The following is a 19,538-nucleotide window of genomic DNA, read 5'->3' on the forward strand; positions in this document are numbered from 1 at the left end:
AGCTGTGTTAAACAATGCTGCCGAGTTGGCAGCGCCAAAGCATTTTGCCCAGCCAATCAACAACATATCGGCTTTACTTGGGAAAGTGTATGCCAACCTTCTGATTTTCGCCAACTTTTTTATTAATTGAAGGCAAATTAATCATTAAAAACAAATAGATATATGACCTAAAACAAACATGCCGACTAAGCTGTTAGTTCAAAAAATCTTTATTTTTCAGATAATTAACTCATAAAAATCAGAACCATCAGTATTAGAGCCTGAATTTATTGGCAAAAAATTTTCTTACGCTTAACATGATAGCGAATTCAGTCTGTTAGATATGCTTTTGTGCATATGGATTCTTATCAAATAACACTGCAGCATAACTTTATATGCTCACTGTAAAGAATAGAAGAATAATAAAACAACACTTTCGTTTTTAGTTTTCTCTAACTAGCTGAATGTAAAGTCATTAAAAACGTTCACAAAAGAAATATTCACACCAGCATCTAATAGGTTTTTTACAGTCCAATGCACCATTACTTGTACACACCGAGCAAGACACAATCAATTGACAAACATTTATATTAATAACGTGAACTGCGCATTTATTCTCCAAGTCAATAAATGTTTAGAATATGGAAGTTAGTATTTAAATATTGACAAAAAAATAAATAAATAAATAATCTAAACTATTGTTGGCAATCAGAACATGAATATTATAGAAATGCTGTCTTCTTTTTTACAGGAAGACATGCTATCTAGAGCTCAATCTAAAGAGCTTTTACACAAAATTGCAGATACACCACAACATGCAGAAATACTTGGGGCACTCATTAGCAAAAGAAAGTTCCAAGTACTACAAGTACGTTCGGACTTGAAACTTAAAGATCTAAATACACTATTAGGAACTGATGAATACGCTTTCTTTACAAGGAAAAAACCAGTTACTGGAGATCTGACTGAGGAGCTAAAGTTTTTTTTAGAACAAGTTGCATTAAAACACTTTGAATCTTTACCGTTGCTATGGGCACAAGTAGAACGCCATAAATTGAGATCTAAACAATTGAGTGCTCTCACAGATACTCCTAAGTTAAGTTATAGTGACATTGAGTATTACAGTGACCTGATCGAAGAAATATCAGAAGATCCACAAATCGTTTCTGTCCCATTTGATGACGGCCTCTATCGATTAAGTGATGCCATCTTGCTCTCAAATATCGAATTATTTGTCATCAAGCAAAAGTGGTACGAGCTCCTTTTTCTTATGGAACATTCTTCATCTGGTCAACATTTCGTTATGTTTCATAAGTCAGGTGAAAACAAGTATCCTTGCCTATGTTCATCAGCCATGATCACAGACTGGCAGCACAAACATCGGTGGCTTAGCTTTAGTCCCTTTTTTCAGCATGAAAGATGGTCACTGCTTATCTCGAAAGAAGCAATTGATAGCTTGAACAAAACGGGAGTTTTTAACGGGCTTTCTAACAATCTACCAACTCTAGAGCAGTTTGATTCAGATTGTATGGCAAAAGCTAACTCTTCATACAAGCGATGTGAGATACTTAGGTTAACTGTATGCGGTAATCAAATTCAGCAACTCTATCTTCTCTATTTGGCTCAGAAACAAATGGCAAAGCAATTGGCCCAATCTGACTATGGTTGTGCTTATACAATTATTAATAACCCGTGGCTGTTAAACTTTTACGCCCAGCTAGAAGGTAACGCATACGTTCACTGCGGTAGCTTCGGCATTAATCAAGGCGAGTGTCCAACCTATAGAGGCATGTGGCTTGTAAAAGAATTTAACCGTCAATATTCATATATCAACTTTAAGCGATATAAGTCTATGGCTAGGCAAAAAATCATGACTTTGGAAAAAAGCGATGCCTGATTTGCTTACAAATATCCAGATCCACCCAGCATTTCTGCTGCTTTTTGTTGTTGCTTCAATTGTTCTTACTTGGAGTATTTACTTTGCAAAAACCGCTAATCGCAGTAACAGCGTCCAGCTAAGAAAGATAAAATTACCTTATTTATGCTATTCCCTATCAATTCTAGGTTGGACTTTAAGCAACGCTTTTTTCTACTCTCCGTATTTAGTTAGCTGGGGGAGTAACGTTGCTATAGGGATGGCTTTGTTTGCAAATGTCACATCTTATCTTGCATTTGCTAATGCATACCTAGTGTGTTTAATGCTCGCGAAGAAAGAAGGCGAAGGTTCTTGGAGAGAAATAGCCTTTTTATGTACTGTTTCTGCAATCGTACTCTTAGCTAATATCGGTAATCATTCCATGATACGTGGTATTACGATTGATAATGTGGGAATGTTTAACATTCATTTTGGTGAGGGAACCAACTATTTCTTCCTGACCGTTATGGTATTAATATTGCTGTCGTTTAAAAACGTAATTCGATACGCACGTAACGCAAAGCCACTCCAGCAGCTCAAATCGCTATACATGCTATTCGGTATAGGTGTTTTCATGCTATCCACGCTTGCGATTCATGTTGTCGTTCCAATGTTATTTGAGGACTTTTCTTTAGCATGGCTACCGCCAGCACTTTCCATCACGGAAATGTTATTAATGGGGTATGCACTGATTACATCTCGCTTCTATAGTAGCCGACATATAATACATCGACTATCAGCAATTACCCTAGCTGTTACTGTGCTCTTGTTCCCTACACTATTTGTTATTCGTGTACTTGAAACAGAGAACATAGTTTTAGTTGGGTTACTGTTTATAACTATTACGGGAATCAGTTGGAAACCACTAATAGGTTCGTGTAGCCGATTAGCGAGCAGAATTGTGTTTAATGATGCATATTCACCACAAGATAAGCTCTATCAATTAGAAAATGAATTTCAGGTTTCGACCAATCAAGCGTTGAGAAAAGTGGCAGCAATTTTGGGGGTAAATGAAACTTCCTTACAGCTATTGTCAAACATTCAAGATGAAACACTTTATACGTCTCACTTGAAAGGAGCTGGAAGTGTTCTAATCTATGAAGAAATTGAAGAATCTTTGCCTGTTCCTAGTAAAAACGTCGCTCATTCTCTATCAAAACTATATAAGAAAATGAGTGCAGACAATGTTGCTATGGTTCTTCCTATATACGATCATACAAACAATATGTCGCATCTGTTAGTTGCACGTAAGAAAAGTGATGGCCGCTTATTCTTCAGTGAAGAGATCCAAGCCTTACAGTCTGTACTAAAAAAAGTACAGGGATACATCAATGCCGACAGAAAGGTAAGACAATCTCAAGCATTAGCAAATTCCATTGCTCACGAAATGAGAAATCCACTCGCTCAAGTTCAGTTTCAGTTTGAAAGCCTTGCACTCAAATTAGGTAATGGTACCTCGCGTGATGAACTTAATAGGCATGTATTGGATGGTAAAAATGCGATTGAGCGGGGAAAACAACTTATAGATATTATATTAAGAGAAGTAAGTGATTCTTCTTTGGAACAGGAGCCTGCGATATCGACTTCAATACAACCTGTTATACGTACAGCAGTAGAGCGATATGGCTTTGAAGATGATAAGATTAAGAAACGCGTTATTCTCAATATCGACCAAGATTTTGTAGTGAAAATAAATGACACCTTGTTTAACTTCGTTTTGTTTAACTTAATGCGTAATGCCATTTACTATTTTGACTCTTACCCAGACAGTACTATTGAAGTACGAACCATTGCGGGTAAATATGAAAATTATGTTATTGTCAGAGATACAGGCCCCGGCATTCCAGAACATTTAACCAAACGTATATTTGATGACTTCTTTAGCCACAACAAGAGTGGTGGTAGTGGGCTAGGATTAGGATATTGCCAGCGTGTTATGAGAGCGTTTGGAGGTTCGATACGCTGCTACTCTCAGCTAGGCTATTATACCGAGTTCCATCTATCGTTCCCATCAATATCGATTGCGCCACCAGTAAAGTCCGTTCAAGGCTGTTCTCCTTATTTACACGAAGAACTGGTAGAGGATAAAAATAGTTTTATAAGTAGCTTAACTCACAGTATTGATAAATCTGATAATCACTTAATCCTAGTTGTTGATGATAAAGAGATTCAACGCTCGCTTGTTAAGCTATATCTAGAGCAACTAGGTTATGATGTTGTTTTGGCAAACAATGGAAAAGTGGCAATAGAAATAATCCATAGTAACCCAATTGACCTTGTTTTTATGGATATACAGATGCCTGTTATGAATGGTTTTGAAGCAGCAAGCATAATAAAACGTTCCTATCCAACCATACCAATAATTGCTCTGTCTGGTGAATCAGGAGAGCGTGAACTTAATCTGATAAGTGAATTGATGGATGGACGACTCTCTAAACCTACCACTAAGCAGGCTTTAAACCAAATGCTTACTTCTTCTTTACCTGTAACTACGCATTAAGAAAGACGCCCATTAAGCGAGAGCGGTAGCAAGAGCTAGTTTTTTACCGCTCTAAGTTTAAATCGGCTCATTAATCAAATTTAAAGTTATGATGCAGTATTGAATCAATCTAAAACAACAAGGAATAAAATTAGTAAATACTTTTCGATTAAAAATGGGACTAGATCTGAACACGAATAAAAACAGGTTGCAAAAATATTTTTATCGGGTAAACAATATTGCTTCAATTTTCAAACCCAAAGTAACAGCTTATGTAAATATCAATTCAATCAATAAACGACTTTAGAAAAGAAGATAATTATAAATTTATAACACATAATACCCAAAAAGATATCGCGACCAGACATAATTCATCGAACTATATATGGCTTAATAAATAAAAGGTTTGAATGGAACACTATAAATAGCGAGCTAGGGTGATTATAAAATACGATATTTAATTTAATAAAACGACGTCAGAAATTGGTGAAATCGGAACATTATGTTCAGCTATATGTTAGACCAGGTTTCATACCCTAAAGCTATGGTACTGATTGGTGCAGCGCTGTCTTTATTGATATGGGCTGTATACTTTTGCTCAGCGATAATCAAACGCTATGGAAAAGATGGTATGCGGCTTTATTACTATTACATTCTTTACATGGCGGGGTTATTTGTATGGATTATCAGTAACAGTTATTTTCATACAGATCTTCTTAAAGCATTTGGTAATAGTGCTGCAGTAAACGTGGCAATCATCGCTAACTTAGCCACCCTCGTTGCATTTGTTTCTGCGTATTTATTTTCGGCAAAACTACATAACTTTTACGCTCAAAAATCTATTGGACATTGGCAAAGTGCTGTTGTTGTAATCACAATAATATTCGCCGTATCATGCAATCTGATACCCGGATTAACTGTGCGTGGAATAAGTATTATAGGCCCAAGCGACTTTGAGCTAGATTTCGGCCCATACACTAAACCATTTTTTTTGGGGCTTGCTATTTTAGTCACACTCACGCTAGTGAACCTAATATCTTTAAAGAACAATCCCAATCTAATTCGAAGAACTCGTGTAATTTACATGATTTGGGGAATGACAATATTCATGCTTTCAACCGTGATTATACAGCTCGGATTCACTTTGTTCTTTGACGATTTCTCACTAACTTGGCTACCTCCAACATTATCTGTCCGAGAAGTTCTGTTCATGGGCTACGCAATACTAACCTCTAGATTTTATAGCCCTAGATACATTAGCTACATTATGACAAGTTTTACGATAACCGCATTTGCCTATGCGGGCTTTATCTCCTCATTCTATTCATTTGAAAACACAAGTATCTCGGAACTTGCATTAGTTGCTCTAATAATCGGAGTATCTTGGCCAAAGGTTTATAAAACGATTCAACTAACAAGCTGTAAATTGTTCTATGGTGAATCACTATCTCCAGTAGCCAAAATAGCTCTCCTCGAAGAGGACTTTCACAAATCACCAACCCAAGCCATGGTAAAACTCGCTAAATATCTCGGAGTTCCTAAAGGGAAACTCCGTCTCTTAGACAACTATCAAGGTGCGAACGTCTATCAGCATTACTTCGAGAAACAAAGCACTCCGTTGGTGATAGATGAAGTTGAGGAAAGAATTGCACAGACCAGCGATACTACACTCAATCTCGTACATCGTAATATGAAAGAGACTCAATCAGCTCTTGTCTTACCAATTTACGATAATAATAAAGATCTGTCCCATGTTCTCGTTTCGAGCTCGAAATCCGAAGGAGCTTATTTTTCCTATGAAGAACTATCAGCGCTGGAGCATGTGCTTCAAAAAGTTCAACTTCATATCACGTACGAACAAAAAGTACGCCAATCACAGGCATTAGCGAACTCTATAGCTCATGAAATGCGTAACCCTCTAACCCAAGTTCAGTTGGAGTTCGAAAATCTCGCGCAAAAAATAGATGGAAGGCAATCCTATCAAGATCTCGCGTCCCATGTTGGTAGTGGTAAACAAGCGATAGCTAGAGGCAAACAACTCATCGATATTATTTTAAGGGAAATTGACAACACATCTCTCGATCAAGAACCAGCGACTGCTTGTTCCATTACTTCAGCTGTGACCTCAGCGGTTAATCAATACGGGTTTGACGATGATTCGCTAAGAAGCAGGGTAATGCTCGAGACAAGAGACGATTTCATCGTAGAGATTAACAACACTCTGTTCAACTTTGTCATGTTTAACCTACTACGCAACGCTGTTTATTATTTTGAATCTTACCCAGAGAGCATTATCACTATTCGCACTGAAAAAGGGCAAAATAGAAACACTGTAATGTTTACAGATACAGGTCCAGGAATTCCTCAAACCTATCTAGCACGTATATTCGACGATTTTTTCAGCCACAATAAGAGTGGCGGCAGTGGTCTAGGGTTGGGATACTGTAAGAGAGTAATGAAAGCCTTTGGCGGCTCTATTCGATGCGACTCGAAAATTGGTGAATATACAACGTTCTATCTGAATTTTCCTGTTACTTCAGATAAAGTGGAAGAGTGTCAAATCAATGAATCGGTTGTGACCTCAGGCAATGTAGGTACTTTGCCAACACTCCCCCCTACTTCAGAATTAACACCAACAACTAACCCAGATAAACCTCTAATCCTTGTCGTAGACGACAAACGAGTTCAGCTTTCACTCGCTAAGCTTTACCTTGAGCAGCTGGGTTACAACGTCCTACTGGCAAATAACGGAAAAATCGCAGTTGAGATGGTTCAGAATAACCCAATTGATCTCGTCTTTATGGATATACAAATGCCGGTAATGGATGGATTTGAAGCCGCTACTCTAATCAAGCGTTCACACCCATCTCTCCCAATCATTGCTCTATCAGGTGAATCGGGAGAAAAAGAACTGAAAAGAATCAGCGAACTTATGGACGGGCGTTTATCCAAACCGACGTCAAAGCAAGCGCTCAATCAGATACTGATATCGGCTTTGCCTACTACAATGCAATAACATTTCCGTAGTTTCAAAACGACTCGCAGTTTGCGTATCGCTCAGTCGTGAATAAATAAAACGGTTATCTTTCTTTATGACGTTATACTTGTGTTTGAAATTTGACACCGAGATTTGATTCACTAACTGTTTAATATACATGATGAAAGTTGGCTACAACCTAATTCAAGTTGGTTGTGGCATTCATTATGCTTCTAGAGAACTATGAATAAAAAAGTGGCGATGTTTTGTCTTCGCTACTTTCTCAGCCTGAGAATGTTGTCAGGCTGGCATAGATAAGAGAGGCAGCTTATGGAAATTCATCGTCATACTTATTATCGCCTTATCCATCATGGCATTAAAAGCTTGTTAGTCGATCGCATAGGTCATTTTACCGAACACGAGTACCATGATTATCTCAATTACATGACCGGCAAATCCAGCTGTTTTGCCATGACTAATGAAGAACTCGAAGTTGCCGTCACCAACCTGAAAAACGAAGGCTACTTAGAAGACATCAAACCCTTGATTCGACGCCTCGAAATGCACTCTTAGCCTACAGTTCAAGGCCAGCAATATATTGCTGGCCTTGAACTGTTAAAGCGAGTACTGCTTAAGCCTTTGTGAATTGTTCAGATTTGGTTACACTGAAGGCAACTTCGCAATCTACAAGCTTTACAATGAAACAACTGATTGATTTTATTCCACTCATTATCTTTTTTGTCCTGTATAAAATGCACGACATTTACGTGGCTACAGGCGCTCTCATCGTAGCGACAGCAATTCAAATAATCGTTACCTACGCCCTATACAAAAAAGTTGAAAAAATGCAGCTTGTCACCTTTTTGATGGTGGCTTTTTTTGGTGGCCTAACCATATTCCTACACGATGACAATTTCATTAAGTGGAAAGTTACCATCGTATATATGGTCTTCGCAATCGGCCTTGCCGTCAGCCACGCCATTGGCAAATCCGCCATAAAAGGCATGCTTGGCAAAGAGATTAGTCTACCCGATACAGTATGGGCAAAGGTAACTTGGGCGTGGGTTGTATTCTTTTCTATCTGTGCAGGACTCAATGTGTATGTTGCGTTTGAGCTACCACTTGATGTGTGGGTCAATTTCAAAGTCTTTGGTCTACTTGCAGCAACATTTGGTTTTACCTTGCTGACCGGTATCTACATCTACAAACATCTGCCAAAAGACAAGCCCGAAGCCGACCCTGGTGACTAACCAAGCGTTTTTGATATAATCCACACTAATTTTTCCCCATTGGGGTATTACAGCGGCCGGATTGGCCGCTGTTTAGTTTTATGGATGTCAAAATGAGTAATGAAATCACTTCCCCTCGTGGACAAATGCTTTTACGCACCCTTGCCATGCCTGCAGACACCAATGCAAATGGTGATATATTTGGTGGCTGGATCATGTCACAGCTCGATTTAGCAGGTGGCATTCTGGCAAAAGAAATATCGGGTGGACGGATTGTCACTGTGTCTGTTTCAAGTATTACGTTCAAAAAGCCAGTTAAGGTTGGCGATGTTGTCTGCTGCTACGGTGAATGTACCAAGATTGGCCGCACATCGATGAGTATTGATCTTGAAGTCTGGGTAAAACCTGTCAAAGAGCACGGGATAGAAGATCGCTTCATGGTGTGTGATGCGACGTTCAACTATGTGGCCATCGACACTGAGGGGAAACCTCGTCCAATCAAACAAAACTAATCTCACACTTTGCTGTCAGAAAGTCTTTAAAAAGCTGTTACATTCTGTAGAGTTAGGCTAATCACACAATAAGCGGCTGCGCTGTCGCTTATTCATTATAAGGACATCAATACATGTGGTATGTAATTTTCTCTCAAGACGTTGAAAACTCACTGGAAAAACGTTTAAGTGCGCGCCCTGCTCATCTAGAGCGCCTTCAAACACTTCAAAACGAAGGCCGACTGCTTACCGCAGGCCCAATGCCAGCTATTGATTCGGACAATCCTGGCGAAGCGGGTTTTACAGGCTCTACCGTTATTGCTGAGTTTGATTCTCTTGAACAAGCTCAAAACTGGGCTGATGCGGATCCGTATATCGAAGCAGGTGTCTACGAGAAAGTGATCGTCAAACCTTTCAAGAAAGTATTTTAAGATGAGAATGAAGATTGCGTTAGGTGTGCTTTCTGCCGTTCTTTTGGCAGGATGTGCGTCACCGGAAGGAGACAAGCAAAGAGAACTGGAGCTGCTCGCAAGCAACCGAGCCAGTCTGCTGGCCTCAGAACTGCCAATGGAAGCTGGCCCGCTTTCTATTATGAGAGCCACTGCGAAAGGCACCATGATAGAAATTATGATGGTATACAATCAAGATGCTAGAGGTGCTAAACCCATCCAGCAAGTGCTTCGCCACAGCATCAACAGTTACTGTACGAATCCCGATACCAAAAACAATTTGGATGTCGGGTTGAGCTATCGATTGAAGATGCGTAACAGCCGCGGTCAATTAATGGTTGACGAAATAGTGACTCAACAAACCTGCCAAGCTAAACCGTAACCTTCCCTTCAGCAGGGTAACGACTCCTTAGACCTCGCAATGCGGGGTCTAAGTCATTGAAACATCTGCTCACGTAATCTAGCCCATCAACTTGATAACACTCTAGTTGCATAATGGGCATAGCACGAATAAATGAAGTTTTTATGACACCGATATTGAATCATAAGATGGATAAAAACCGCTAAGTGCCTATCGATTATTAAAATAATTCACCTAAAGCCGGCCATTTATCCAACAAATAAAAGATATATAATCTTTAAAACTGTGATCTTGCATTGACGCTTATCCAATCGCCTTCTAACTTTTCATATTAGTGTCATAACCAAGGAGGATCACCCAATGAAGCGCGCAAGCAATTCCTACCGTCTGCAATTAATAAAAGAAGTTGCCACCCGGCAAGAGCGGCTGAGCTGCGGTGATCCCATGGCCAACTATATCCAACAACTATTAGACTCCAAATCTGAGTCTGAGCTGCATGAAGAAAAAAATTATCGCTTTAGTGGCAACCACTTCGACGATCATGTCGGGGGGTGGGTAAGTGACAAGTGGGGATTAAAGTAACCCGTAAGGTTAGGACTATAAGCGAGAGGGAACATTTCTCGCTTTCCTGTTTATTGAGCATGTTTAAAGCAGTTAAAAGAGATCTTGCTGAGGGCTTTTCGGATCGGACTCCGCTTGCTGCTCTATTCTAGAGCCTAGCATTTTTCGACGATAACGCTGCCGACAAAGTTTAATAATGTGCAGTTGCTCGGCAGGGGTAAAAGTCAGCCAATTAAAGCGTTCTTCACGCTTACGCATACAGCCCTTACAGTAGCCTTTTTCATCTACTGTGCATACACCTACACATGGGCTAGGGACGACAAAAAATTCTAGCTGCTCCATCTGTGCCTCTTCATAGTTTTCTCAGCTACGCGTTAAGCACCCATCACTACTTTATTGCATCTATAATTAAATAAAATTCAATAACTTTCATTATGTGACTGTAAACAAACTATGACCTTAACCTGACAAAAACAGTGTTTTATAACCTATACTTTGTGCCATTAAAGTCGACAAAGTGTCGATTAACGTTTCTATATTTCGGAGTTCATTACTATGAAGTTTAGTCCAAAAACATTACTTGCAGCTGTCACCCTACCGTTTGTCATGACGGCTTGCGCGAGCAATGGAGGCGATGTGAAGCAAATAACAGTTAAAGATCTTCAGCATCATAACTGGGAACTGGTTAGTATTGATGGAAAAGAAGTAAAAGCGGAAGGTCACCAAAAACGACCACGCCTAGAATTGGGCGAGAACATGATGGCTAACGGTAACGCAGGTTGTAACAACTTCTTCGGTCAGGCTGAGCTCAAAGATAATCAGTTCCGTATTGAGAAAATGGGCATGACGATGAAGATGTGTATGGGTGACGCGATGGATTTAGAGCAGTCATTCTCGAAAACACTCGCTGAATGGAGCGACATGTCCCTGACCAATGAAGGTATGGTACTAAAAAATGACCTTCATACTCTGACTTTCAAGCTAAGTGATTGGAAAAACTAATCACCCACAACTAGAAACCAAAGCAGTCAATTATGACTGCTTTTTTGTTGCCCGTAGAAAAAGAGAACAAATCTCATACAACCCGCCTACAATTCCTTCAAATACATAAAAAAATTAAATTTTTTCAGTCATAATGAATGAAAAACATGGATAGCACGGTCTATCACAAAACTTATAGATTCATTCAAAGGGTAAGGACAACCATGAAAAGGCTGATCACTCTCATCTCCACTGTACTTCTGTCTGTTGGAGTAACAGCACAAGACAATTGGCAGCAAGTAACAGAGAAAGCAAAAGGACAAACCGTATACTTCCATGCTTGGGGTGGCAGTCAAGAAATCAACAACTATCTGCGCTGGGCAGATAAACAGTTGCAATCACAATATGGCGTGACACTAAAACATGTCAAAGTCACTGATATCGCCGAAACCACAACACGCTTGATTGCGGAGAAAGCGGCTGGAAAGAACACTGGCGGCAGTGTCGATATGGTTTGGATCAATGGTGAGAACTTCAAATCAATGAAGAACAACCAATTGCTTTTCGGTCCTTTCGTCGAACGTTTACCAAGTTGGCAACAAGTCGATAAATCCTTACCCGTTGATAGTGATTTCTCAGAGCCTACCGAAGGATTAGAAGCACCTTGGGGGGTAGGCCAGTTAGTATTCATTCACGATAAAATGACGCTCAACAACCCTCCAGCATCGTATGCTGAAATGCTCAGCTATGCTAAAGCATTTCCGAACAAATTGAGCTACCCTCGCCCACCCGCATTCCATGGCACCAGCTTTCTTAAAGCCGTATTAATTGAACTGACCGCCAATGATCCGTCTTTAGCCAAACCCGTTGAACAGGTGGATTTCAATGCCGTCACTGCGCCTTTGTGGAAATACCTAGACGAATTTCACAAAGTCGCATGGCGCCAAGGCAAACAATTCCCAGCAAGCTCTGCTGAAACAGTGCAATTGCTTGACGATGGGCAATTGGACTTAGCCATCACATTTAATCCAAACTCAGTTTATTCAGCACAAGCGAACGGTAATCTGGCTGAGACTACCACTGTTTACGCAATGGATGGCGGCGCTTTGTCGAACATTCATTTCCTAGCGATTCCATGGAATGCGAACGCGACAGAAGGTGCATTAGTCGCGATTAACTTCCTATTGAGCCCTGAAGCTCAATCACGCAAAGGCGATTTGTCTATCTGGGGCGACCCATCCGTACTTCAAAATCAATACCTGACAGAAAGTGCAAAGAAAACAACGTTGTTTAAATCCGTTGCCGAACCACATCCAAGCTGGCAGGCTGCTCTGGAAACAGAATGGCAAAAACGCTACGGTAATTAAGAACAATCATTAGGTTACGAGAGCCAGATGTTAAGAGCTGCGTACATAGTATTAATTTTGCTTTGCATTGCGCCAACAATCCCCGGATTAGTTGGTGTATTGCTTTCATCATTTGGCTACGTTCCTCCTGTCGGCCTGTTCGATTTCTCACTCAGCAGCTATCAGCAGTTTTTCGAATGGCCGGGGATTGAGCACTCCATTGGTCTCACTTTACTCAGCTCCATAACCAGTACTTATCTTTCTTGTTTAATCTGCTTTGCGATTCTTCAAAGCCTTTGGTTAGACCGCCATTGGCGAAAAGTTGAAGCACTACTTTCACCCTTGCTAGCAATGCCTCACGTCGCTTTCGCGATTGGATTTGCTTTTCTGTTCGCTCCTACAGGTATGGTTGCACGTATGTTGGCTCAAACCTTAGGTATTGACGTAGACACACATGAAGCAACTTGGTTAGTGCATGACCCTTATGCGCTGGGGTTAGCCATGGCACTTTCATTTAAAGAAGTGCCATTTTTACTGCTCATGAGCATTCCCGTTTTGCAGCAGATTAAAATCGACAAGCTGTATCAAGTCAGCACTTCTTTAGGGTATTCACCCACACAAATGTGGTGGAAGGCGGTCTTCCCTCTTTGGTTGGTAAGAATGCGCTTCGCTTTGTTTGCCGTGATGGCTTATGGCGTTTCAGTGGTCGATTTGAGTTTGATCTTGGGTCCAACCAATCCACCTACTTTGGCCGTTTTAGTATGGCAGTGGTTTAATGACCCCGACTTATCACTGATACCTCGTGCGGCATCAGGCGCGGTCATGTTATTTGTGTTAGCAAGTTTACTTTTAGTCTTAATCGTACTGGTCGAAAAGCTTCTCGTCGGCCATTTTGGTCAGTGGCAATACTCAGGTCGAAGAGGGTTTAGCCTTCCCGGGAAAACGCTATTTACCTTTTCGGCCATTTTAGCCGGCATTATGTTTCCACTGATGTTGATCTGGAGCTTCGCTCATCGATGGCGCTTTCCGGACCTTATCCCTACCCGATATAGCGACCGCTTTTGGATCAATGAGTGGCTCAATATATTACCAACGATTAACCAAAGTTTGATCATTGCCGCCGTTACCGCTTGTTTTGCTTTGATATTGGGCGTGGTGGCTCAGGAAAGTCGTATCCGTTTTCGCTTACACTTGCCAGGTTATGTCATTGCTTTACCTATGCTTATCCCGCAGCTTTCTATCTTATTTGGTATCCAGATAACCACGCTCTACTTGTCTGGTGATGCCTATTACACCTGGGTCATCTGGTCACATGTATTCTTTGCTTTCCCATTTGTGTACTTAGCACTCGATGGCCCATGGCGAAGCTATGACAACAACTATACTCGAGCGGCATTAAGCCTTGGCAAAACGCCCCTCTTTGTCTTTTTTCATATTAAGGTTAAGTTGCTGCTACCAGCCATCTTGTACGCTTGGGCTGTCGGAGCCAGTGTGAGCTTGGCGCAATATCTACCGACTCTCATGCTCGGTGGGGGCAGGATTGCAACCGTGACCACGGAAGCCGTAGCTCTTTCAAGTGGCTTCGATCGACGCGTTACTGCCATCTACGCGATTTGGCAAGCCATCTTGCCATTTGTTTTCTTTGTCTCTGCCATCCTTATTGGCAGATTCGCATTGCGACAACCTGATTATCAAAAACAAACGAACAAGGATGCCCTTAAGCATGACGCTGTCTCTAGAAAGCCTCGCCATCCATAAAACCAGCGGTGAAGCCCTCTTTTCTGATTTGAATATATCCGTTTCAGCGCAGGAAGTTGTTTGTCTAATGGGCCCCAGTGGATGCGGAAAATCAACCTTGTTAAGCTTGATTGCAGGACATATGAGTAGCGAGTTTGTCCATTCCGGGCGCGTGCTACTGAATGGCATTAACTTGGCTGAACTTGAACCTCATCAGCGACAAGTTGGAATTCTGTTTCAGGATGATTTGCTGTTTCCACACCTAAACGTGTGGCAGAACCTCGCTTTTGCCCTTCCTAACTCAATCAAAGGCGATGAAAGACGCCACCAAGCCATGGTTGCATTGAACAAGGTTGAGCTATCACAACTCGCAGATTCATTTCCTGACCAGATCTCCGGCGGCCAACGTGCTCGTGTCAGCTTGCTCAGGATGCTGTTGGCTAAGCCTAAACTGGCGCTGTTAGATGAACCATTTAGCAAACTGGATAAAGAACTTAGAACACAGTTTCGTGACTGGGTCATCGCTCAACTGGCAGAAGCCAACATTCCTACTCTGATGGTCACGCATGACAGGGATGATGTTCCTGAGAATGGACGGGTATTAAGTTGGCCGTGGGAGACTCATCATGCTTGATCGGTTCAGTATCAAAGTCATTCGCTCCCCTTTGGCTATTACAGCCGCCGGATTAGATAAACTCGGTGTGACCGCGAACCAAACGACGGTAAGCGGTTTTCTTCTTGGGTGTCTGGCGTTTCCTGCTCTGTACTTTGAGCAATACGAGCTGGCACTTGTGTTCATCGTTATGAACCGAGTATTTGATGGTTTGGATGGCGCGTTAGCTCGGCGTCAGGGCATCACAGATGCAGGTGGATTTCTCGATATCAGCCTCGACTTCCTGTTTTATTCTCTGATCCCATTTGGCTTTGTGGTTGCTAATCCAGAGCAAAACGCAGTTGCGGGCGCCTTTCTCATTTTCTCATTCATTGGTACTGGCTGCAGCTTTCTTGCTTTTGCCGTCATGGCAGGGAAACGTGGAATTGAGAATCCTATTTATAAAAACAAATCCCTTTACTATATGAGTGGGCTGACTGAGGGCACTGAAACCATAGCGTGTTTCATTGCGTTTTGTCTTTTCCCGCAGCACTTTGCCATCATTGCATACCTGTTTGGCACAGCCTGCTGGTTCACGACCTTTACTCGCATCTATTCAGGTTTCCACACTCTGAAATAGACATAAAAAAGGTCGCTCAATGCGACCTTTTTTAAAAGACAAAATTGATTATCACTGCGACCAGCAATCCGGAGAAGAAACTCGGAACATGAAACTGACGCTTCGGCATAGATTGATATTCTAGTACTGGCCCTTCTTGAAATGTTTTCTTTGATAATTCCTTGATGTAATCATTCTGCATGTCCGTTCTCCCAACTGAAGTGATTCTGACTTCAGCATAGAAACTCAAGTTAAGTTGAGGTCAAGACGGATTTACAAAGATCTCAATAAAATTAGCGGAACAGCATCACTTTAAGCGCAGCTTCACTATCAACATCAGCAAATTCAGGCGGATTATCTAACCGTTGCACAAAGCTAAGCTCTGGCGCTTCTTCCTTCATGCTTTCAATTAGGAAATCGCTACTGACCTGAGGAGAGTTCACACAAGCAAGCACTTCGCCCTTATCAGTGAGTAACTCAGGCAAACGACGCAGAATTCTCTTGTAGTCTTTGGTTAGCGCAAAGCTGCCTTTTTGAAATGAAGGTGGATCGATGACGACTAGATCATATGGTCCGGATCTTTTTATTTTTCCCCATGACTTGAATATGTCGTAAGCCAGAAACTTCACTAGATTTAGGTTGTGCTCATTCAACCTATGGTTATCTCGCCCTTTCGACAATGACGCTCTTGCCATATCTACGTTAACTACTTGATTAGCCCCACCATCGATAGCCGCAACTGAAAATCCACAGGTATAAGCAAATAAATTGAGAACATTTTTATGCTTAGCATGCTGCTGAACCCACTCTCGGCCTAGGCGCATATCGAGAAACAAACCAAAGTTCTGGTTGCGACCAATATCGAGTTGGTACTTCAGCCCTGACTCAACCACAACAGGTTTAGTGTTCAGTTCACCGATAAGCACTTCCGATGGCGCACCTTCGCTGTATCTATGTTGGATAACCACACACTTGACACCTTTCTCCTGCCATAGCGCAGTCTTAGACAGCTCATGCAATCCCTGTTTGAGCTGTTCAAGAAACTCATCGTCAACACTCTTGAATATATTGATCAGCAATTGGCATTCGACCCAGTCACAAGTGATCTGCTCTAAACCTTGGTAAACACGGCCTCGACCATGAAATAAACGCCTGACTTCGTTGGAAGTACTCGATAACTGCTCCGAAATGTGAGCGAAGAATGTAGGAAGTTGTTCAACCTGCATACTGGTTCCTGTTATTTTTTGATTTTCGGCCATGAAAGCTCCCAAGGTTTTAACCAAGCATTAATGCCTTGGCTGACATTTTCCTGCTGCCATTTTTCTCCAAGCAGAGCACTTTCTCTCGGGTCACAGACAAACTGGAATGCTTTTCCATAAAACTCAAATTCAAGCGCAAATGCATGGAGGTAACCTCGGTCTGATTTACTGGCGGGGGTATAAATCGCATCACCGACGATAGGTGAGCCGACCGACTTTAGTGCCACCCTGATTTGATGAGTTTTACCTGTATGGGGCTTGCACAAAAACAAACGCTCACCCGGTTCTGCGCTAGTTGAAAGAAATTGCGTGATCGCAGGGTTTGAATGAGAGCTGGTCAGTTTCCATGCCGAGCGACGCGAGCGCTCCATATCACCACTGACAAGCCCTTGTTTCTTCTTCGGCTTCTTACTACCAATCGCCAAATAGAACTTTTCCACACGGCGCTGAGCAAATTGTGTCGACAACTCACTCGCAGCTGCAGCGTTGCGCGCAAGTAAAAGAAGCCCAGAAGTCATTTTATCCAATCGATGCACAAGATAGAGTTGCTCATCACCAGTAACTAATGCCACTTCATGTAGCAACATGGTTTCGCCATCATCTTTATGAACTGAAACATTGGGGTGTTTATTAATGACGACAAAGTCTGAATGAGAAAAAACGATATCAAACATAGAGGACTCCACTTTGGACGGATGAGTATACCTGTTATGCGATCTAATTCCATAAGTAGATAAGCAAATAAAAACGGGGAGCCATGTAGGCTCCCCGTTTACGTTGTTATCTGGATTCAGCGTTACAATTTCTTAGAAAGAACACCTGCAAACGCAATGATTCCGATACCCAGTAGCATGATTTCACCTTTGCCGCTATCGAAGCCGGACTTGATGCCCATGAAAGCAACGATTGCGATAGCAACAGGGATTACGTATTTCACTAGGTTGTACCATAGGCCAAACAGTGGAAAAGAAACTTCACCGTCGTTAGTGATTTCTTTCTCAAGGTCTGCACGGCTTAGACGCCAGCCCGCAAAGATACATACCAACATACCGCCAACTGCTAGGAAGATCTTATCAGTCAGTAGGTCGAAGATATCAAATGCACCAGTACCAAACAGAGTTGGACCAACGCCACCCAGAGATAGAGAAGCAAACACACACAGTGCTGCCATTACTGAGCTTGCTGCGATTACCGCTGTTGGGCGCTTCATACCTTTCTCATCGATTAGGTAAGAAACCACAACTTCAAGCAATGATACCGAAGATGTCAGTGCCGCTACTGTTAGACCAATGAAGAACAGTAGTGCGAACAGAAGACCAATAACGCCGCCCATTTCAGCAAATAGCTGAGGCACAACAACAAACACCAGACCAGGACCTGCTGCCGGCTCCATACCGAATGCGAACATTGCTGGGAACATTGCCACACCTGCTAGGATAGCAACACCCGTATCCATAGCTGTTACCATACCGGTAGTCTGAACTAGGTTCTCTTTCTTCTTCAGGTAAGAACCGTACGTCATCATACAACCCATACCAAGACTTAGAGAGAAGAACGCCTGACCTAGCGCCGCTAGCACTACGTTGCTATCCACTTTGGAGAAGTCCGGCATGAACAGGAACTCTAGACCTGCCATCGCACCTGGAAGCATCAGACCTTTCACTGATACAACGATCAGGATAAGGAATAGCAGTGGCATCAGAATCTTACCTGCTTTTTCGATACCGCCAGAAATACCTTTCATCACGATAACGATGTTAAACATCAGGTAAATACCCATCCACATCAGTGGCTGTACTGGGTCAGAGATAAAGCCACCAAAACTATCGCCGATAGCTTCTGGCGTGCTGAGTAGACCACCACCCACTTTAAAGATGTATGCCAGTGCCCAACCGCCTACTACTGGGTAGAAACCCATGATAAGCAAGCCACTCACAACACCGATAACGCCGGTAAATGTCCAACGACGATCAGTAGACTTAAACGCGCCTACTGCAGATAGACCTGTCTTACGGCCAATAGCGAATTCTGTCAGCATAACGCTAAAGCCGATGAAAATTACAAAAATCAGGTAGATAGCAACGAACGCACCGCCACCGCTCTCACCTGCTGTGTATGGAAACTTCCATATGTTGCCCAAACCTACAGCAGAACCTGCTGCGGCCATTACGAAGCCTAATTTAGACCCCCACGTATCACGGGGCTGTGCACTTGTACTAGTAGCCACGGTTACTCCATTAAAAAATTTTATCAGTTGTGTTTGCTACGTTAGGCGTCGAAAAGTTGAGTGTATAAAAAAATTTACACTTATTAGAATTCTAGGTGACCCTAACAATGTGGCAAGTAAACCAGTTTGAGATTAAAATTGGAACCCCAAAAAGTGTAAATTCCCACCACCGCACGGTATAGCATGCTTAAACGCTGCTTTTTTAATCAAAAACCTCCCCTTTTATCTACATTTTACATTGTCATAACATAATAATTCTATTCCTGACATTTATCTAACCACTTGTGTCACATTACTTGTAAGAACATTTGGCAACGAAATGTTTGTTGTCGGCGC

18 protein-coding genes are annotated in these 19,538 nt (G+C 41.9%); 14 read left to right on the plus strand and 4 right to left on the minus strand.

Annotated elements, in window-relative coordinates; translation table 11 throughout:
* The first annotated feature begins 694 nt into the window (after nucleotides 1–694).
* The 9 genes from FIU99_RS10320 to FIU99_RS10360 all read left to right on the plus strand — a co-directional run bounded on the left by FIU99_RS10320 (nucleotide 695) and on the right by FIU99_RS10360 (nucleotide 10,462).
* Entirely contained in the window at nucleotides 695–1,876 is a 1,182-nt protein-coding gene (locus FIU99_RS10320; protein ID WP_039952531.1) for an acyl-homoserine-lactone synthase, read from the plus strand.
* Nucleotides 1,869–4,394 carry a hybrid sensor histidine kinase/response regulator gene (locus tag FIU99_RS10325; RefSeq protein WP_006962732.1) on the plus strand — a complete coding sequence of 842 codons (2,526 nt, stop codon included), beginning with the start codon at nucleotides 1,869–1,871 and terminating at the stop codon, nucleotides 4,392–4,394. The genes FIU99_RS10320 and FIU99_RS10325 overlap by 8 nt, the downstream gene beginning before the upstream one ends.
* 481 nt (nucleotides 4,395–4,875) lie before the next feature.
* A complete protein-coding gene (locus FIU99_RS10330; RefSeq protein ID WP_006962733.1) occupies nucleotides 4,876–7,389 on the plus strand; it encodes a response regulator in 2,514 nt (837 codons plus the stop codon).
* Nucleotides 7,390–7,680: 291 nt separating this feature from the next.
* Nucleotides 7,681–7,923: a hypothetical protein gene (locus FIU99_RS10335; RefSeq protein ID WP_006962734.1), complete on the plus strand. Its 243-nt coding sequence runs from the start codon at nucleotides 7,681–7,683 to the stop codon at nucleotides 7,921–7,923.
* 125 nt (nucleotides 7,924–8,048) lie between these two features.
* The gene (locus FIU99_RS10340) at nucleotides 8,049–8,600 is read left to right on the plus strand and encodes a septation protein A (protein ID WP_006962735.1); all 552 of its coding nucleotides are present in this window, start codon (nucleotides 8,049–8,051) and stop codon (nucleotides 8,598–8,600) included.
* 92 nt (nucleotides 8,601–8,692) lie between these two features.
* The gene (gene yciA, locus FIU99_RS10345) at nucleotides 8,693–9,091 is read left to right on the plus strand and encodes an acyl-CoA thioester hydrolase YciA (RefSeq protein WP_006962736.1); all 399 of its coding nucleotides are present in this window, start codon (nucleotides 8,693–8,695) and stop codon (nucleotides 9,089–9,091) included.
* 113 nt (nucleotides 9,092–9,204) lie between these two features.
* Nucleotides 9,205–9,501, plus strand: a complete 297-nt coding sequence (locus tag FIU99_RS10350) for a YciI family protein (protein ID WP_006962737.1) — start codon at nucleotides 9,205–9,207, stop codon at nucleotides 9,499–9,501.
* Nucleotide 9,502: 1 nt separating this feature from the next.
* Entirely contained in the window at nucleotides 9,503–9,901 is a 399-nt protein-coding gene (locus FIU99_RS10355) for a GspS/AspS pilotin family protein (protein WP_029236242.1), read from the plus strand.
* Nucleotides 9,902–10,240: 339 nt separating this feature from the next.
* A complete protein-coding gene (locus tag FIU99_RS10360) occupies nucleotides 10,241–10,462 on the plus strand; it encodes a hypothetical protein (protein ID WP_006962739.1) in 222 nt (73 codons plus the stop codon).
* A 72-nt stretch (nucleotides 10,463–10,534) separates the two neighbouring features.
* Here FIU99_RS10360 and FIU99_RS10365 read toward each other — a convergent pair whose 3' ends face one another.
* Complete coding sequence (locus FIU99_RS10365) at nucleotides 10,535–10,783, minus strand: DUF1289 domain-containing protein (protein ID WP_006962740.1); 249 nt, start codon at nucleotides 10,781–10,783, stop codon at nucleotides 10,535–10,537.
* Nucleotides 10,784–10,996: 213 nt separating this feature from the next.
* Here FIU99_RS10365 and FIU99_RS10370 point away from each other — a divergent pair, with 213 nt between their 5' ends.
* The 5 genes from FIU99_RS10370 to FIU99_RS10390 all read left to right on the plus strand — a co-directional run bounded on the left by FIU99_RS10370 (nucleotide 10,997) and on the right by FIU99_RS10390 (nucleotide 15,737).
* Nucleotides 10,997–11,443 (plus strand): META domain-containing protein, encoded by a 447-nt coding sequence (locus tag FIU99_RS10370; protein ID WP_006962741.1) that lies wholly within the window; start codon nucleotides 10,997–10,999, stop codon nucleotides 11,441–11,443.
* 203 nt (nucleotides 11,444–11,646) lie between these two features.
* Entirely contained in the window at nucleotides 11,647–12,789 is a 1,143-nt protein-coding gene (locus FIU99_RS10375) for an ABC transporter substrate-binding protein (protein ID WP_006962742.1), read from the plus strand.
* A 27-nt stretch (nucleotides 12,790–12,816) separates the two neighbouring features.
* Nucleotides 12,817–14,526 carry an ABC transporter permease gene (locus tag FIU99_RS10380; protein ID WP_006962743.1) on the plus strand — a complete coding sequence of 570 codons (1,710 nt, stop codon included), beginning with the start codon at nucleotides 12,817–12,819 and terminating at the stop codon, nucleotides 14,524–14,526.
* Complete coding sequence (locus tag FIU99_RS10385) at nucleotides 14,492–15,139, plus strand: ATP-binding cassette domain-containing protein (RefSeq protein WP_006962744.1); 648 nt, start codon at nucleotides 14,492–14,494, stop codon at nucleotides 15,137–15,139. Before FIU99_RS10380 ends, FIU99_RS10385 begins: the two co-directional genes overlap by 35 nt.
* Nucleotides 15,132–15,737, plus strand: coding sequence for a CDP-alcohol phosphatidyltransferase family protein (locus FIU99_RS10390; protein WP_006962745.1), 606 nt, complete (start codon nucleotides 15,132–15,134; stop codon nucleotides 15,735–15,737). The genes FIU99_RS10385 and FIU99_RS10390 overlap by 8 nt, the downstream gene beginning before the upstream one ends.
* A gap of 272 nt (nucleotides 15,738–16,009) precedes the next feature.
* On the opposite strand, the gene FIU99_RS10395 is transcribed toward FIU99_RS10390, so the two are convergent.
* From FIU99_RS10395 to FIU99_RS10405, 3 genes are all read right to left on the minus strand, one after another.
* On the minus strand, nucleotides 16,010–16,942 hold the full coding sequence (locus tag FIU99_RS10395; protein ID WP_006962747.1) for a class I SAM-dependent methyltransferase: 933 nt from the start codon (nucleotides 16,940–16,942) through the stop codon (nucleotides 16,010–16,012).
* An 11-nt stretch (nucleotides 16,943–16,953) separates the two neighbouring features.
* Nucleotides 16,954–17,649 carry a TIGR01621 family pseudouridine synthase gene (locus FIU99_RS10400; protein ID WP_006962748.1) on the minus strand — a complete coding sequence of 232 codons (696 nt, stop codon included), beginning with the start codon at nucleotides 17,647–17,649 and terminating at the stop codon, nucleotides 16,954–16,956.
* A gap of 122 nt (nucleotides 17,650–17,771) precedes the next feature.
* Nucleotides 17,772–19,202, minus strand: coding sequence for a sodium-dependent transporter (locus FIU99_RS10405; protein ID WP_029236244.1), 1,431 nt, complete (start codon nucleotides 19,200–19,202; stop codon nucleotides 17,772–17,774).
* Nucleotides 19,203–19,538: the final 336 nt, after the last annotated feature.

The organism is Vibrio sp. THAF64 (genome assembly GCF_009363455.1).
GTDB lineage: Bacteria > Pseudomonadota > Gammaproteobacteria > Enterobacterales > Vibrionaceae > Vibrio > Vibrio coralliilyticus.